This window comes from Streptomyces coeruleofuscus (assembly GCF_039532725.1).
GTDB classification, from domain to species: domain Bacteria; phylum Actinomycetota; class Actinomycetes; order Streptomycetales; family Streptomycetaceae; genus Streptomyces; species Streptomyces coeruleofuscus.
This window is the reverse complement of sequence record NZ_BAAASE010000014.1, coordinates 204410-221188: the sequence shown is the minus strand read 5'-3', so window position 1 is coordinate 221188 and position 16779 is coordinate 204410. Positions and strand designations below refer to the sequence as shown.

Annotated in this window: 14 protein-coding genes; 5 read left to right on the top strand and 9 right to left on the bottom strand. The window is 70.1% G+C overall.

Translation table 11 applies throughout. From position 1 onward, the window contains the following. From ABFX81_RS38085 to solA, 3 genes are all read right to left on the bottom strand, one after another. Positions 1–742: extracellular solute-binding protein (locus ABFX81_RS38085; RefSeq protein ID WP_346139363.1), on the bottom strand; the 742-nt coding region annotated here is incomplete at its 3' end. A gap of 316 nt (positions 743–1058) precedes the next feature. After that, positions 1059–1739, bottom strand: coding sequence for a haloacid dehalogenase type II (locus tag ABFX81_RS38080; RefSeq protein ID WP_086844256.1), 681 nt, complete (start codon positions 1737–1739; stop codon positions 1059–1061). 113 nt (positions 1740–1852) lie between these two features. After that, positions 1853–2992 (bottom strand): N-methyl-L-tryptophan oxidase, encoded by a 1140-nt coding sequence (solA, locus tag ABFX81_RS38075; RefSeq protein ID WP_086844259.1) that lies wholly within the window; start codon positions 2990–2992, stop codon positions 1853–1855. A 278-nt stretch (positions 2993–3270) separates the two neighbouring features. Between solA and ABFX81_RS38070 the strand changes: the two genes are divergently transcribed. The 4 genes from ABFX81_RS38070 (at position 3271) to ABFX81_RS38055 (ending at position 9272) form a co-directional block, all read left to right on the top strand. Further along, positions 3271–4890 carry a PucR family transcriptional regulator gene (locus ABFX81_RS38070; protein WP_346139362.1) on the top strand — a complete coding sequence of 540 codons (1620 nt, stop codon included), beginning with the start codon at positions 3271–3273 and terminating at the stop codon, positions 4888–4890. A gap of 63 nt (positions 4891–4953) precedes the next feature. Beyond that, positions 4954–5214 (top strand): hypothetical protein, encoded by a 261-nt coding sequence (locus ABFX81_RS38065; RefSeq protein WP_346139360.1) that lies wholly within the window; start codon positions 4954–4956, stop codon positions 5212–5214. Positions 5215–5368: 154 nt separating this feature from the next. Continuing rightward, on the top strand, positions 5369–6457 hold the full coding sequence (locus ABFX81_RS38060; protein WP_086844263.1) for an extracellular solute-binding protein: 1089 nt from the start codon (positions 5369–5371) through the stop codon (positions 6455–6457). A 40-nt stretch (positions 6458–6497) separates the two neighbouring features. Further along, positions 6498–9272 carry a SpoIIE family protein phosphatase gene (locus ABFX81_RS38055; protein WP_428837255.1) on the top strand — a complete coding sequence of 925 codons (2775 nt, stop codon included), beginning with the start codon at positions 6498–6500 and terminating at the stop codon, positions 9270–9272. A 9-nt stretch (positions 9273–9281) separates the two neighbouring features. Here the strand turns inward: ABFX81_RS38055 and aztD are convergent, their stop codons facing one another. The 4 genes from aztD to aztB form a co-directional block, all read right to left on the bottom strand. Next, on the bottom strand, positions 9282–10481 hold the full coding sequence (aztD, locus tag ABFX81_RS38050) for a zinc metallochaperone AztD (RefSeq protein ID WP_346139359.1): 1200 nt from the start codon (positions 10479–10481) through the stop codon (positions 9282–9284). Between the two features lie 100 nt (positions 10482–10581). Further along, the gene (gene aztC / locus ABFX81_RS38045) at positions 10582–11541 is read right to left on the bottom strand and encodes a zinc ABC transporter substrate-binding protein AztC (protein ID WP_346139358.1); all 960 of its coding nucleotides are present in this window, start codon (positions 11539–11541) and stop codon (positions 10582–10584) included. Next, on the bottom strand, positions 11538–12779 hold the full coding sequence (locus ABFX81_RS38040) for a hypothetical protein (protein WP_086855494.1): 1242 nt from the start codon (positions 12777–12779) through the stop codon (positions 11538–11540). Before ABFX81_RS38040 ends, aztC begins: the two co-directional genes overlap by 4 nt. Before the next feature lie 21 nt (positions 12780–12800). After that, positions 12801–13658, bottom strand: a complete 858-nt coding sequence (aztB, locus tag ABFX81_RS38035) for a zinc ABC transporter permease AztB (protein ID WP_086855493.1) — start codon at positions 13656–13658, stop codon at positions 12801–12803. Between the two features lie 15 nt (positions 13659–13673). On the opposite strand from aztB, the gene aztA reads away from it, so the two are divergent. Beyond that, positions 13674–14414, top strand: coding sequence for a zinc ABC transporter ATP-binding protein AztA (gene aztA, locus ABFX81_RS38030; RefSeq protein ID WP_086855492.1), 741 nt, complete (start codon positions 13674–13676; stop codon positions 14412–14414). 26 nt (positions 14415–14440) lie between these two features. Here aztA and ABFX81_RS38025 read toward each other — a convergent pair whose 3' ends face one another. Both ABFX81_RS38025 and ABFX81_RS38020 read right to left on the bottom strand, forming a co-directional pair. Then, on the bottom strand, positions 14441–15505 hold the full coding sequence (locus ABFX81_RS38025; protein ID WP_086855491.1) for an alcohol dehydrogenase catalytic domain-containing protein: 1065 nt from the start codon (positions 15503–15505) through the stop codon (positions 14441–14443). Between the two features lie 115 nt (positions 15506–15620). Next, complete coding sequence (locus tag ABFX81_RS38020) at positions 15621–16757, bottom strand: sensor histidine kinase (protein WP_346139356.1); 1137 nt, start codon at positions 16755–16757, stop codon at positions 15621–15623. Positions 16758–16779: the final 22 nt, after the last annotated feature.

Here is a 16779-nt window from a genome sequence, read left to right as displayed (position 1 = left end):
TCACCTCCTGGCGGCTCAGGAGCACACCCGGGAGGGGACCGCTGTCCCAGAACTTCTTGATGTCACCCCGCAGCCGGGTCAGCACCTTGAAGGCGCGGTCCACATCCAGCGGGTACAGCTTGTCCATCGGCACACCGTCGGCCAGCAGCGCGAACTCCAGCTCCGGCAGGTCGCCGTCCGGGCTGACCATCGCGCGGCCGCCCTGGAACGCCTTGGTGTCCCAGAAGTCCGCCCACGACTCCGGCTTGCGGCCGTCGAAGGCGTCCGTGCGGTACGCGATGCACTGGCCGTAGAAGCTGTGCCCGATGGCGTGCTCGGTGATCTGGTTCTCGGGGACCTTCGCGCTCTTCAGGCTCTTGAGCCGGCCGGGGTCCAGCGTCTCCAGGGCATCCTGCTTCACATACTTCAGGTGGGACATCATCGAGTTGTTGATGAGGTCGCACTGCGGGCGGCCCTGCTTGATCTGCGCCAGCAGCGGGGCGTCGTCCAGGTTCAGCACCTTCACGCCGATCCCGGTCTCCTGCGTGAACGGCGTGTAGATCGCCTTCTGCAGGGCCGCGCCGTAGGAACCGCCACTGTCGCGGACGACCACCGTCTTGCCGCCCTTCCCACCGGTGCCGGTGGAAGCGCTGCGGCTGGTGCCGGTGCCGCAGGCGCTGAGGGCGGTCGCGGCGGCGAGACCCGCCGTGGCTCCGCCGACGCCGCGCAGGAAGAGTCTGCGGTCTATACGGGCGTCTCTCATGGTTTGCCTCCTGGGGTGGTGCGAAGGGGAAACAGGGACGGCTGGGGATGGTCTTCGAGTGGGGGTCCGCTTCGTCGGATCCGAGGCCCGCGCCGGGGGTCGGGCCGCGCCGGGGACGATGGTGAGGCCGTGCATGCCGTAGAAGATCCGACCGTCGGGCGGGGCGGGGACCGTGTGCTACCCGCCGCCGACCGGGTCGATGATGCGGCGGATCACCGCCCCCTCGGACCGGTACTTCGAGTTCTACGCGGGCGTCGACGACCAGCTCAGCGGGGTTCTTCGGGGGTGTCCGTGCGGGGACGATGTGCGTCGCGCGTCAGATGCCGAGCATGGTGTTGAGGTCGTCCAGGGACTTCACCGGCACGTAGTCGTAGCCGTGGGTCACCGGGTCATAGCCGCGGTCCAGCAGGATCAGGTTGCGGAAGCCCATGTCGTGCATCGGCATCAGGTCGTAGCGGGTGTGCGAGGAGACGTGCACGAAGTCCTCGGGGGAGGCGTCGAGCTGGTCGAGCATGTACTCGAACGCGGCGTAGCGGGGCTTGTAGAAGCCGGCCTGCTCCGCGGTGTAGACCGCGTGGAAGTCCGCCCCGAGCCGGGGCACGCTCTCCGCGAGGAAGGAGTCGTCGGCGTTGGAGAAGATGACCAGCTTGTAGTTCTCGCTCATCTTCTTCAGCGGTTCCGGCACGTCGGCGTGCGGGCCCCAGCTGCGGACGCCGTCGGCGAACCGCTTGCCCGCGTCCGGGGCGGCCTTCACACCCCACTTGCGGCAGACCCGCTCGAAGGAGTCGTGCAGTACCTGCTCGTAGGAGTAGTACTCGCCGCGGACCTGGTCGTAGCGGTAGCCGCGGAACTCCCGGACGAACTGGTCCCACTGCTCGGCGGGGATCTGGTCGCCGACGAGCTCTCGGGTGATGGGGGTGATCGGGTACTCGATCAACGTGCCGTAACAGTCGAACGAGACGTACTTCGGGCGGAACTGAAGCGAGGGAATGGGCATGAGGGTCTCCTGTCTTGGCTTAGGGGAACTGGTTACGGCCGGCGCACGCCTCTTCAGGCATGCCCATGACAGAGATGTCGGGTGGGGGGCGATGCCGTCAGCATCGATGGGGATCAGGCGGCGGCGCCGGCTCCGGCCGGTGCGAGGAAGCCGACGGGATGGTCCGTGGTGCCGTCGAGTGCCAGATCGGCGGCGATCTCCCCCATGGCGGGCGAGAGTTTGAAGCCGCTGCCGGAGAACCCGGCCATGACGATGATGTCGTCCTCGCCGGGGAGATGACCCACGAGCGGGTTCCCGGACGCGGTGTAGCCCTCCATGTAGACCGACAGCCTGATGGGGTCGGGGTTCAGATCGGGCATCAGTTCGCCGATGAGCTCGCGGAAGGTGGCGAGTTCCTCCGGGCGGACCGTGCGGTCGAGCCGTTCGGGGTCGGGTACCGGCAGATAACGGGCGAAGGAGAGGCCCAGCTTGACGGAGATGCCGTCGGGTGACGGGAGCCCGTAGCAGTCATGGGGTGCGCTGCGTACGAAGGCAGGGGCGCCGCCCGCGAACCAGTCGTGGCGGGTGGGAATGTGCCAGGAGCTGATCAGCCGGCGGATGTCGACGGTCTTCGGCAGGTCCGGGAGCAGGGTGTTGATCCAGGGGCCCACGGTCACCACGGCGGTGTCGACGTGGTCCGTGCCCTGGTCGGTGACGATGTGCACCCCGCCGCCCGCCGCGGGGGCGATCTCCCGCACCGGGGTGTAGCGGTGCAGCCTGGCGCCGAGTTGCTCGGCGCGGGCGGCGGCGGCCTGGATCGACGCCTCAGGCCTGATGATGGCGCCCATCCGGTCGAGGACGGCGGTGTGCCCGTCCGGGAGGCGGTGCTGGGGGTAGCGGCGGGCGAGTTCTTCCCGCTCCAGTACCTCGTGGTCCAGCCGGTGGGTGGAGCTGGCGGAGAGAAGGAGACGCATCGACGGCGAGGCGGTCTCGCCCATCACCAGGCATCCGCTGCGTCGGCGCAGCGAGGAGCCCGTTTCGCGCTGGAGCCGGTCCCACATCCGGTCGGCGAGCCGCAGCAGCGGAATGTACCCGGGGTCCCCGAGGTGCACTGCGCGGAAGATGCGGCTCTCGCCTCCCGCCGCGCCACGGTCGTGACCCGGCGCGTACCGGTCGTAGCCGATGACCTCGGCTCCGCGGGCGGCAAGCCGCCACATGGCCTGGCTGCCCATGCTGCCGGCACCGATCACGGCGACGCGCTTCGGGTTGCGCATGAGGTCGCTCCTTCCGCGGGGTGCGGCCTGAGTGTCAGTGGTGCCCCGGCACGGCGGGTACACCGTGCGGACCCTTGCGATTCGGGTCCCTTGGGGATGGCGTTCACTCTCGACCCCGGCGAACACGCAGGTCAACCCACACTCTGTTCCGCCTCGGGGCCTTATCGAGACGATGTGTCATGGCGAGTGGGCCGGCCACGGAAAGTGCCCTGCCCCTCTTGTCAGGGTGATGTGCCGGTGCGAAGGTGACCCCCATCCCTCGGACGAAAGCAGTCCTTATGCCGCCCAGACGTCCCGCAACCGGGCGCTTCCCGACCATCACGGAGGTTCTGAGCCTCCCCGTGCTGGCCGAGGGGATGCCGCGCGTGCTGGCCGGTGAGTCACAGCTGGACCGTGGGGTGCGCTGGGTGCACGTCACCGAACTGCTCAACCCCGCCGATTTCCTCGAGGGCGGCGAACTGGTCCTGACGACCGGCATGCCCTATCCCGAGGACGCCTCCGAGCTGCGTGGCTACGTCGACCAGCTCGCCGACGTCGGCGCGGCCGGCCTGATCGTGGAGCTCGGCTACCGGTACCGGAAGGTGCCCGACGAGCTGGTGGCGGCCTGCCGTGCCCGTGAGGTGCCGCTGGTCGAGCTGGCCCGCGGCGTCCGGTTCATCGACGTCACGCAGAAGGTGCACGCGCTCATCCTCGACGCCCAGGGGGCACTGCTGCGTCGCGGCAGGGACATCCAGGACATCTTCACCGCCCTGACGCTGCGGGGTGCGGGCCCCGAGGAACTGGTGCACACCACCGCCGAGCTCACCGGGGCCCCCGTGGTGCTGGAGGACCTCACCCACCGGGTCCTGATGTGTGAACTGCTCGGCCGGCCGTACGAGCCGGTGGTGTCGGCCTGGTCCCGGCGTTCCCGGGCCACCCCGACCCCGGAGAAGATCACACCGAGCGGCCCGGAGGGGTGGCTGATCGCGCCCGTGCAGGACCACCAGGGGCCGTGGGGGCGGCTGGTCCTGCTGGAGGGCCGGCTGAACCCGGAGCCCGACCCGGAACACGTCCTGGTCCTGGAGCATGCGGCGGTCGCCCTGAGCATGGCTCGGCTGGCCGGGCCGGCCTGGTGGGAGCGCCGGGCCCACCGCTCGGTGCTGCGGGACCTGTACGAACGGCGTTTCCGCTCCCCCGCGGACGCCCGCGCACGCGCCGAGGCACTGGGGCTGCCGACCCTCGGGCACCGCCTCTTCGCCGTGGTCATCCGCCATACGCACACCGGCACCGGGGAACACCTCGACGAGCGGATCGCGAAGGCGATGGCGCAGACCGGGATCCGCGCCCTGGTCGGCGAGACGGCCCCGGGCCGGATCGGCGTCCTCCTCGCCCTGGCACAGGCCAGCGCCTGGCAGCCGGTCGCCGAGCGGATCGGCCGTCTCTGCCGCGAGGAGCTCGGCCCGGAAGCCGTCGTCGCCGTCGGCCCCGGCGTGACCGACCTCTCCGGGATCGCCCGGTCGTGGCAGGAGGCCGAGCAGACGGCCGAGGCCATCACGCCCGCCTCACCCGACCGCTGGTTCTACGTCCCCGCCGATGTCCGGCTGCCGGAGCTCCTGGGCGTGCTGCGGGAGGACATCCGCCTCCAGCGGTACGCGGAACGGCAGCTCACGCGTCTCATCGAGCACGACGACCGCAACGGCGGCGACCTGCTCCCGGCGCTGCGCGCCTATCTGACGGCGGCCGGGAACAAGTCGGTCGCGGCGAAACAGGCCGGCATGTCCCGCCAGGCGTACTACCAGCGCCTCCACACCATCGAGCGGCTCCTCGGCTGCGATCTGGAGTCGGGCCTTCAGTGCACGTCCCTGCACGTCGCGGTACTGGTGCTGGACGCGCGGGGAGCGGCGGCGCCCGGCACGTGACGAGGCGACGCCCTTGAGCTGTATAAGCAGCCCGAGCTCGACATCGTCACCTACCTTCCCGCGGTGGACCCGGCCACCCTCACCGCCGTGGACATGGCGTCGGCCCGCGTCCTGGCCGACGGCAAGTCCGGCCCCGATCCGGTGTTCCTCAGCACCTCCAAGGCCGACAGCGAGGCCTTCACCGCCCGCCACCCGAAGGTCACCGCGGACGCCGAGGACGCTCGCATTCTCCGCAGCGTCCTCATGAAGCCGGAGTCCGAGCATTACGTGGAGCGCCTCCACGACCGGGGCGAAAGGCTCACCCGGGCCCTGGCAAAGGAATGACATTGCCTGCATACTTGCACAACCCTCACGGAGGAAGATCCCTGCCGAAATGACGATCCCGTAGCGAATAGACGGGACACGAAGCAGGGAAGCGCATTCCGCGTGAATCCGCCCTCCCCTACCGCCCCGCGCCCAGATCCACAGGAGGAAGAGGGTGAGAGAACACGGAATCGATCGCAGGGCATTCCTGAGGGGCGGAGCCGCGGCAGGCGCCGCCACCCTCGCGCTCACCGCGTGCCGGCCCCGCTCCGACCAGGGCACCACCAGGACCAAGAGCAGCGGACCACTCGTCGTCCGCGACATCGGCGGCACGTACGGAGCGGCGAACCGAAAGGCCGTCTACGACCCCTTCACCAGGGAGACCGGGATCCAGATCAAGGTGGTGAACATCCTGCACGAGCGGATGATCGCCCAGATCAAGGAAGGCCGCCCCGGGTTTGATGTCATGGACATCAACATGACCCACTTGGCGCTCTTCAAGCGGGAGGGACTTTCAGAGGAGCTCGACTACGGCCGGCTGAAGAGCGCGAGGAATGCCGGCATCGCCGAGTCCCTGTTGACCTCTCATGGCGTGGGAAAGAACTATTGGGCCAGCGTCCTGGCATACCGTGCCGACGCCTTCGGCCGGAAAAAGCCCGAGTCCTGGGCGGACTTCTGGAGCACCGGGCAATTCCCGGGCAGGCGCGCGTTGCAGGGCTCGGTGGACTGGCCGGAGCTGGAGTTCGCCCTCCTTGCCGACGGCGTGCCGCTCGACAAGCTGTATCCCCTCGACGTGGACCGTGCCTTCGCGGCCCTCGACACCATCAGGGACTCCGTGCCGAGGTTCTGGGAGAGCGGCGCCGTACCGGGTGAGCTGCTGGACCGTAAGGAAGTCGTGGCCTCCAGCGTCTGGAACGGCCGCGTCCAGAGTCTGGTCAAGGACGGTTCCCCGCTCGCGTACGCGTGGAACGGTGCCCGCAGGCAGAGCAACGGCTACGGCATCCCCAAAGGCGCAGCGAACCCGGAGGCCGCCTACCGGCTCATCGACTTCGCCCTGCGGCCCGAGGTACAGGCCCACTTCGCACGGATCCACCCCGAGGGCCCTGTCGTACCGGCCGCCTACGCGCATCTCTCCGAGACCGCCGCCGCGCACCTGGCGAGCTCTCCGGGACACCTGCGGTCCGGTTTCGACCTGGACGTCGAGTGGTGGGTCGAGAACGGAGATGCCCTGACCAAGCGCTGGCAGGCGTGGGCACGCACCTGAGCCCGAGGCACAGGGGGCGATGAAAGACAGGGAAAGGGATATGGCCACTCGTTCTGGTCGGCTCCGGGTGTCTCGGTTCCGCCCGTACAGCGGGCACAGCGGACCGCGCTCGACCGCCCTGCCCCGGGTACGCAGCGTCGCGGGCCAGGTGTTCCTGCTCCAGCTGGCGATCATGGTTCTGTTCGCCGCGGCCGCGGGCGTGGCCCTCGTGTTCCAGGCCCGGAACGCGAGCATGCAGGAGGCCCGGCAGCTGGCCTTCGGAGTCGCCCAGGCCTTCGCGCACGCCCCGGGGACGTTGGAGGCCATGAAGTCCGACAACCCACGTGCAGTGATGCAACCGCGTGCGGAGGAAGCCCGTGAGGAGTCCGGGGTCGACTACGTCGTCGCGTTCGATCCGAACGGCTTCCGCTGGACGCATCCGGACCCGGCACTGATCGGGAAGCACATCTTCGCGCTGCGCGAAGGCGCTGCGGCCGACAGACCCTTCACCCAGACCTTCGAGGGCAGTCTCGGCCTCTCCGTGGACTCGACGGTCCCCGTCTACGACACCGCGGGGAAGACCATCGTCGGCTTCGTGTCGGCCGGCATCACGGTCGACAGCGTGGACGAGGTGGTGCAGGGCCAACTTCCGCAGCTGCTCGGTTTCGCCGGCGGCGCGCTGGTCGTTTCGGCCGGTGGGACGGCGCTGGTCTCCCGGCGCTTGCGGCGGCAGACCCACGGCCTGGACCCGTCCGAGATGACCCGCATGTACGAGCACCACGACGCGGTGCTGCACGCGGTGCGGGAAGGGGTGCTGATCATCGGGGTTGACGGACGGCTCCTGCTGGCCAACGACGAGGCGCGGCGGCTGCTGGCGCTGCCCCCGGATGCCGAGGAACGCCCTGTCACCGACCTGGGACTGGAGGCGGGCACCGCCCGGCTGCTGGGATCGGGCCGGATGGCCACCGACGAGGTGCACCTGGCCGGCGACCGGCTGCTGGCGGTCAACATGCGGCCGGTCGGCCCCGACGGCGGCCCGGCGGGCAGCGTGGTCACATTGCGCGACACGACGGAGCTGCGGGCCTTGGCGGGCCGGGCGGAAGTGGCCCGGGAGCGGCTGCGGCTGCTGTACGAGGCGGGGGTGCGGATCGGCACCACGCTGGAGGTGACGAGCACCGCGCAGGAGCTGACCGAGGTGGCCGTCCCCCGGTTCGCGGACGCCGCCACCGTCGACCTGCTGGACCCGGTCCTGCGGGGTGAGGAGCCGGCCGGGCCCGGCTCCGAGATGCGCCGCGCGGCGGTGCACGGCGTCGAGGGGGCACGGACGCTTCACGCCGTCGGGGAGCTGATCCGTTTTGTCCCCACCTCGCCCATGGCCGTCGGCGTCGAGCGCGGCCACGCCGTCCTGGAAGCCGACCTGGCCGCCTCCGGAAACTGGATGGCCGCCCAGGACCCCGACCGCGCCCGGCGCGTGCTGGACCACGGTTTCCACTCGCTGATCACCGTGCCGCTCCAGGCTCGCGGCGTCGTGCTGGGCATGGCGAGTTTCTGGCGCTCGGAGGCCCCTCCCTTCGAGGAGGAGGATCTGGCCTTCGCCGAGGAACTCGTCGCCCGGGCCGCGGTGGCCATCGACAACGCCCGTCGCTACACCCGCGAGCACGCCCTGGCCGAGACACTCCAGCGCAGTCTGCTGCCCGGCTCCCTGCCCGACCACTCGGCCGTGGAGGTCGCCCACCGCTACCTGCCGGCTCTGGACGGAGTCGGCGGCGACTGGTTCGACGTCATCCCCCTGCCCGGCGCCCGCGTCGCGCTGGTCGTCGGCGACGTGGTCGGGCACGGCCTCCACGCCGCGGCCACCATGGGCCAGCTGCGCGCGGCGGTGCACACCTTCTCCGCCCTGGACCTGTCCCCGGACGAGCTCCTCGGCCACCTGGACGAGCTGGTCGCCCGGATCGACGGCGAGGAGAGCGCTGAGCGGGACGACAAGGGCGTCACGGGAGCCACCTGCCTCTACGCGGTCTACGACCCGTCCTCCGGGCAGTGCTCGCTGGCCCGGTCCGGGCATCCGGAGCCGGCCCTGGTGCACCCCGACGGCACCGTGGAGTACCTGCGGGTGCCGGGCGCCCCGCCGCTCGGGCTGGGCGGCGGGGAGCCCTTCGAAACCGCCGAAGTCACCTTGCCCGAGGGGTCCAGGCTGGTCCTGTACACCGACGGGCTGGTCGAGGACCGGGGACGGGGCATCGACATCGGACTGGAAGCGCTGCGCGATGCCCTGGCACGCCCGGGCCGGACTCCGGAGGAGACCTGCCGGGACGTCTTCGGCACCCTGCTTCCGGCCCATCCGGGCGACGACGTCGCCCTGCTCGTCGCCCGCACCCACCGGCTCGATCCCTCCCAGGTCGCCGAATGGAACGTGCCGGTCGATCCCGCGGTCGTCGCCGGGATCCGGGCGGACGTGACCCGTCGGCTCGGAGCCTGGGGGCTGGACGAGATGGCCTTCACCACCGAGCTGGTGATCAGCGAGTTGGTCACCAACGCCATCCGCTACGGCACCGAGCCGATTCGGCTGCGGGTGCTGCACGACCGCGACAGCCTGATCTGCGAGATCGCCGACGGCAGCAGCACCTCACCCCACCTGCGTCGGGCCGCCACCACCGACGAGGGCGGACGAGGGCTGTTCCTCGTCGCCCAGTTCTCCCAGCGGTGGGGCACCCGCTACATGGCCCGCGGCAAGGTGATCTGGACGGAGCAGTCGCTCCACGGCCCGGCATCCGACGACGACGGAGCCACGGCCGACACCCTGCTGGACCAGTGGGACGAGGCCTGGTCGACGTGAGGACGAGGTTCAGTGGCCGGCGACGACACCGGACAGTTCGTTCGTGCTCTTCGGCAGGGTCACGGACGCGACCTTCTTGCCCGTTTCGATGTCGACGGCGTGCAGCTTGCGCTTGCCCGGCTCGGAGACGTAAGCGGTGTGGTCGCGGACGAAGAGGGTGGGCCGGGGCTGCTGCCAGTCCAGCGGCTCCTGCCACTCGTCCACGACGGGGATCTTCTTCTCCACCTTGCCCGTTTCCGGGTCGATGACGTGGAGGCTGCCGTTCGTGCCCAGGAGGAGTGCCTCGCCCTGGGCTCCGCGGCCGAGCGAGCGGAAGGAGTAGCTGGTGCCCAGGTCGACCAGGCGCAGCTTCGCGGTCTCGGTGTCGATGAGGGAGATGCGGGTCGGCCGCTCCAGTTCGGCCTCGGGGTCGGTCTTGTAGTCGCCCAGGAGGATGGGCGACGCATCGCTGCCGCTCTGGTTTCCTATGCGGCCGTACTCGTCGGGAGCGTCGACCTTGGTGAACTCGCCGTCCTTGTAGATCAAAATGCCGTCCTCGCAGCCGATGCCTACGGCCTCGCCCTTGGCCGCGGCCTCGCCGTGGACGCCGGGGCAGTTCTCGTCGCGCTTGATCTCCTTGTTGTTCTTGTCCAGGACGAGGGCGCCGGTGCGCTTCTCCTCGGTGCCGAGGGTGCTGAGGAGTTCGCCGTTGCTGAGCTCGATGGCGACGCCGTGGTGCGGCTCGGCGGAGGTGTAGCTGCGGCCTTGCGGCTTCTTGCCTCCCGAGAGGTCGTCGGGGTCGAAGACGTCGACCTCGCCGGTGCCATCGGTGAACAGGACCGTCTTGCCGGCGTGCCGTACGACGTGGCCGGGCTTGGCGCCCTTGTACTCGACACCGGTGAAGGCCTGTCGGGCGGCGTTCAGGACGCGGAAACCGGAGTCGGTGGAGACGATGACGTGGTCGTCGTCGCCCGCGGGGCTGAGGCGGTTGAAGCCCGGCAGGTCGATCGTGTCGGCCAGCTTCAGGCTCTCGCCGTCCAGGACGTACAGCCCCCCGTCGAACGTGGCGACCAGCGGGTCCTTGACCGCGACGGCCTTGGTGCCCGCCGCGTTCTTGGCCTTCGTGTCGGTGGAGGAGCTGTCCTCTCCTCCGCAGGCGGTCAGGACGGCGGAGGCCGCCAGGGCGAGGGCCGTGCCCGTGAAGGCTCTGTTGCGGATCGACTTGTTCACCGAGGTGTTCCTTTCCGGCCGCGCGGGCGCGGCGTCAGGTGAGGTGCGGGTGCTGCTGCTGGTCGGCCGGTCGGCCGGGAGCCATGTGGAGGGGGCGGGTTCAGGCGCCGGTCAGTCCGTCGGTCATGGCGGTGGTGTTGGCGCGCATCATCTGCAGGTAAGTGCCTGCGCCCTCGCCCTTTTCGGTCAGGGATTCGGAGTAGAGCTCGACGACACGCGTCCGGCCGCCCAGCTCCGTGCGCAGGACCTCGGCCAGCCGCTTGGGCTGGGAGGAGTCGGCGAAGACGGTGCGTACGCCCGCCTTGCGCATGGCCTCGGTGAGCGAGCGCAGGTCGGAGGAACTGGGCGAGGCCAGCGTCGTACCGCTCGGGATCACCGCGCCGACCACCCGGAAGCCGAAGCGTTCGGCGAGGTAGCCGAAGACGTGGTGGTTGGTCACCAACGCACGCCGTTGTTCGGGGATGCTGCCGAAGGACTTCTCCATCGAGGTGGTCAGGTCGGCGAGTCGGCCGTCGTAGCGCTCGGCGTTGTCGCGGATCGCGTTCTCGTCGACGCCGTCCACGTGCTCGACCACCTGGTCGGCGATCAGGCCGACGGCCTTGCGCACGCGGTCGGGGTCGGTCCAGAAGTGCGGATCGGGCTGCCCGGCCTCGTCCTCGGGCCCCCCGTCGTCCTGCGCCTGGAAGGTGAGGGGGTCCACCTCCTTGCCGGCCTCGAAGGTGGCCACCCCGGACTCGCGGGCGGACTCGACGTGCCGCAGCACGTTCTCCTCCAGGCCCAGCCCGTTGAACACCACGAGGTCCGCACGCTCCAGTTCGGCGGCCTGCACGGCCGACAGGCCGAAGGAGTGCGGGTCGGCGTTCGGCTTCATCAGCACGGTGACGTCGGCCTCGTCGCCGACGATCTCCCGGGTGACGTCACCCAGGATGTTGGTCGTCACGACCACCCGGGGCCGGTCGTCGCTGCTCGCACAGCCGGTGCCGGCACCGGCCAGGGTGAGGGCGATCAGGGCCGGCAGGAAGGTGCGCAGCCGACGCGCCTCTTGCGTCTGTCTCGTCATCGTCCGGTCTCCACCATCAGGGCCGGCTCGATGTCCAGGTCGAAGGTGCGCGCGACGCGCAGATTGTCGTTGTAGTCGATCTCGTACACGCGTCTGCCCCTGGGGTCGTTGAGGTAGGCACGGCTGCGGTCGACCTCGATGACCGGTCCCGCGTTCCCGTCGGTGCCGGCGGCGGAGGCGCCCGTCAGGAGCGCGTTGGTCCGGGTGACCTGCTTGCCGGTGGCGATGTCGTAGCCGTGGAGCGACCCGTCGGTCTGGAGGACGATCAGGACCGAACCCTCGCCCGCTGTGTTGGCCGAGACCACGGGACCGGTTCGCACCCGAGTCCACGTGCGCTCGGTGACGTCCAGAATCCACACGGCCCGGTCACCGGCCGGCGCCGTGAGCGTGTCGCTGCCCGGCCGGTACCGGAAGGCCGTGGCGCGATCCTTGTCGGGTATGTCGTCGCCGTACGGGATCTTGCTGGCCGTGAACCCACCGTCGCTCTCGCGGACGAGCAGGGCACCGTCCGCGCAGCCCAGGACGACTCCGCGCCGGGTGACGGCATCGCCCCTCGGGTCCTCGCACGCCGCGTCCGGCGACGCGACGCGCTTGCCTTCGCGGTCGTACACCGCGAGCCGCGCGGCGTCCTGCCCGTTGTCGGTGAGGCTGAGCAGGTGTTCCTCGTACGGCACGACAACGCCCATGTGTGTCCCGGGGAGTGTGCGGGGTGAGCCGACCTTGGCCTTCTCCAGTTCGGCCCGGCGGTAGATCCTGGCGCGGCCGTCCTCGTCGGTCACCGCGGTCACGGCGGCGTCGCTGCGGACGCGAGTGCCGGAACCTCCGGGCAGTCGGCCCACATCGCGTATGGCCGCACGGTAGTAGTGGACGTGGTCGCCGTGATCCACCGTCCAGGCGCCGCCGTCGAGGACCTGCGTGCCGCCTGAAGTGTGGAAGTAGCCGAACCGGCCGTCCGTGGTGAGCTCGGCGGTGCCTGCCCTCCGGGACACCTCCTGCGCCTTTCCGGTGATCAGGTCGAGTACCCGGGTGTCTCCTGTGCCCGGGTCGTTGAGCAGCAGCCGCGACTGCTGCTCGGCCTTCTCCTGTGCTCCCTCGACGTATCCGTGCGGAGCGGATGCGGAGGCGGTGGGTTTCGCGGTGGACGCGTCGTCGTTCTGGCCCGCGCAACTCGTGGTGAGCAGGGAGACGGCCACGAGCGCGGCGGGTGCCCAGGGAATGACGTTTCTTCGGACGAGCAAGGGGATCGCCTCGGGTTCTTTTCAGTCGGTTGCCGTGGCGTGAACGCCGACGAAGCGCGCACGCCGGTGGTGGCGGAGACCGGATGCCAGGTGGGAGAGGAAGAACAGGCTCACCGCGAGGGCCGAGACGGTCGCGCCGGCCGCGGTGCTCAGATGCCAGGACAACAGCAGACCGCAGAAGGTGGCGGTGATCCCGAGCAGCGCCGCGAGGGCCATGACACCTCGCACACTGCGCGCCCAGGGAAGCGCGGCCGCCGGCGGCGCGATGAGCAGGCCCAGCACCAGCAGCGTCCCCACGATGTGGAACGAGGCGACGATGGCCAGCGCCAGCAGACCGAGCAGCACGGCGTGTGCCAGGCGGGGACGCAGGCCGAGCGTCCGGGCCTTGCGCGGGTCGAAGGCCAGGGCGAGGAAGGCCCGGTGGCCGAGGACCGAGACGACCAGTGCCAGCAGAAGCGCCACACCCAGCAGCACCAGATCCCGCTCACGGACGGCGAGGACGTCACCGAACAGGAACCCGGTCAGGTCGACCGCGAAGGACTGCGAGCGCGACACGATGATGACGCCGAGGGACAGCATCCCCACGAAGAGCAGGCCGATACCGGTGTCCTGGGACAGCCTCGGAGTGCGGCCGAGGGCGGTGACACCGGCGGTCATGACGACCGCGCTCAGCACCGCCCCGACCAGCAGGTTGCCACCGAGCAGCGCGGCGAGCGCGACCCCGGGCAGCAGCCCGTGGGACATGGCGTCACCCAGGAAGGCCATCCCCCTGAGCACGACCCAGGTACCGGCCAGGGCGCAGATCGCCGACACCAGCATTCCGCCCCACAGGGCCCGTTGCACAAAGGTCACCTCGAAGGGACCCGCCAACCACTCCATGCGGTGGACATTACAATGAAAATCATGTTCAAGAAATCCCCCTCTCTCGCCCAAGCCGAGGACAGGACGTCCCGCGTTCGCCTCGCCAAGCTCTCCGCCGGTTACCCGGGCCGTCCGGTCCTCCATCAACTGGACGCGGAGATACCCGCGTTGGCCACTACGGCGCTCGTCGGCCCGAACGGAAGCGGGAAGTCCACCCTGCTCGGAGTGCTGGCCGGAGTGATCCAACCCACATCAGGCGAGCTCCACCACGACGGCAACCGGCCACCGGCGTTCGTCCCGCAGCGCGGCGCCGTCGGTGACACACTGCCGCTGACGGTCAGACAGACGGTGGAGATGGGGCGCTGGGGCGAACGCGGACCGTGGCGCCGGCTGACCCGGCAGGACCGCGCCACCGTGGACACGGCCATGGAACGACTGGGCATCGCCGATCTCGCCACGCGTCAACTCGGGGAGCTGTCCGGCGGGCAGAGACAGCGCGCCCTGATCGCCCAAGGGCTCGCCCAGGAGTCGGATCTCCTGCTGCTGGACGAACCGACCACTGGCCTCGACCCCGAGGCGAGGGAGCGGATCGGAGTGCTGCTGACGGAGCTGGTCGCCGACGGAGTGACGGTCGTCCAGGCCACGCACGACCTGGAAGCCGCACGCTCGGCGGACGCCTGCCTCCTGCTCCGCGACGGTCACCTGGCAGGACAGGGGGACCCCGAGCAGTTGCTCACCGTCTCGACGCTCGCCCGGATCTGGCAACCGGCGTGACGCGACAGCACATGGCCGCCGGGTCTTCAGGGCAGGAGGAGGACTTTGCCGGTCTGTCGTCGGCTTTCCAGATATGCGTGGGCCTGGGCTGCCTCTGCCAGAGGGTAGGCCCGGTCGATGGTCGGGTTGATCTTTGCGGCCGCCAGCAGTTCCAGGCACAGCTGCTGGTCCCGCAGGGTCGCACCGCGCACACTGGCGATTTTCACCTCCCCGCCGATGAGGGCGAGTGCGTCCAGTTCGAGCTGGGATCCCTGGTCGGTCGGTGTGCCCAGGACGATGACCGTGCCGCCGAGCCGGATGCAGGAAAGGGAGAGCTGGAAGAAGTCGTTGCCTCCGACACAGTCCCAGACGGCATCGGCGCCCAGACCGTGCGTCAGCTCCCTGACCTGTGCCGGCAGTCGGGGATCGGTGGAGTGCACGATGTGGTCGTAGCCGAGCTTGATGAGGGCTTCGTCGCGGTCGGGCTTGGTGGTGGTGCCGATGACGGTTGCTCCGCTCAGCTTCGCCAGTTGAGCGCAGGCGATGGCCATCCCGCCGCTGGCGCCGGTGATGACGACGGTGTCGCCGAGACCGACGGGTGCTTGCCGCGCACAGTTGAGCGGGGTGCTGTAGGTCCACATGGTGGCCGCGGCTGTCTCGAAGCCGACGCCGTCGGGGATGGGCAGGATCGCGTCCTCGCGGCGCACGACGTACTGGGCGTATCCGCCGAAGACCTGGTGTCCGGGGTAGGCGGTGTCGATGCACAGGTTTTCGAGGCCGCGTACGCACAGGGCGCAGTTGCGGCACGGCGGGTGCGTAAGCTGCACCGCCCTGTCGCCGGGGTGCCACCGGGTGACGTTCTCGCCGGTGGCGACGATTTCACCGGCCGCGTCCCGGCCGAGCTGGAACGGCACAGGCCACGGCGGCCGTCCCGGGAGAGGCTGTGGCAGGTTGCCCGCGCGGTACCGCAGATCCCAGCTGTTGACGGCTGTGGCGTGCACGCGCATCAGGATGTCGTCGGGGCCGACTTCGGGAATCGGCGCCTCGATGTACTTGAGCACCTCGGGCCCGCCATGCTCGAACAGGCGGACCGCCATCATGGTCTGTTCCACTTTCAAGTCCTTCAGATCGTTACAGGGTTCATGCAGGGCTTCATGGAGCCGTCTGCGCTTCGCCCACCCCGGTCAGAACGTGCGCGGGCGGACCTCGGAGCCGCGCACGATGGCGTCAGCGGGAGACCTGAGGCCCGGACGTGCCGCCCTCGGGGGCGGGTTCCTGCGGTAGACGCAAGGTGAACGTCGCTCCCTTGCCCAGCCCAGCGGATTGCGCGGTGATGTCTCCGCCGTGGGCTCGGGCGATGCCCCGGGCGATGGTCAGGCCGATGCCGCTGCCGCCGGCGGCAGCGGGCCGGCCGGGATGATCAAGGCGTTCGAAGCGATGGAAGATGCGTTCGAGGTCGTGTTCGGCGATGCCGATGCCGTCGTCCGTGACACGGACGATCACGTGGGGCACGGGAGACGGTTCGGCGTGCACGGACAGCGCCACATGCCCGTGCCGATCGCATGCGGCCAGTGCGTTGCCGAGGAGGTTCACCAGGACCTGGGTGATCCGGTCCGGGTCGCAGAGGGCGCCGACAGGGGTGCCCGCGTCCACGACGAGAGTCACCATCTGGTCGTCGTACTGGGGGCGCAGTCGCTCGGCCGTGGCCCGCGCCAGCGTGGCCACGTCGGTGGGCTTGCGGTGGAGATCGAAGGCGGCCTCCTCCGACCGGGACAGGCTGGAGAGGTCGCCCGCCAGGCGCTGCAGCCGGTGAAGGTCGTCGGCGAGTGAGGCGAACATCGCCTCATCGGGGACGAAGATGCCGTCGGCCATGCCCTCGATCTGGCCGCGCAGGAGGGTGATGGGGGTGCGCATCTCGTGGGCGACCTCGGAGATCAGGCGGGCGCGGCGGCGTTGGGTGTCGGCGAGGGCTGCCGCCAGCGTGTTGACGTCTTCGACCAGCGCTGCCAGGCCCGGTTCGCTGGGGACTTCGAGGATGTCGTCGTAGTGGCCCTCGGCGAGCCGGCGCGTGGCGGCGCGCACCCGGTCGAGCGGACGCAGCAGAAACCGGGACAGGGCGACGGACGCCGGGAAGGCCGCGGCCACTCCGAACAAGAGGCCGATCTGCAGGACCACGTCGGCTTCGATGTCGGCAAACCCGAGCCACACCTCGATCAGCGCGCTGATCGCCGCCATGGCCAGCAGGGCCAGGAGGAGCACCATCACGTGCGAGAGCACCAGCCGGTTGCGGAGCGACAGCCTCTCCTGGATTCGGCGCAGCCGCGCACGGCACCTGTGGTAGGCCGGGAAGCCGGAGGGAAGCATGGGCGGGGTGTCCTTACTGGCC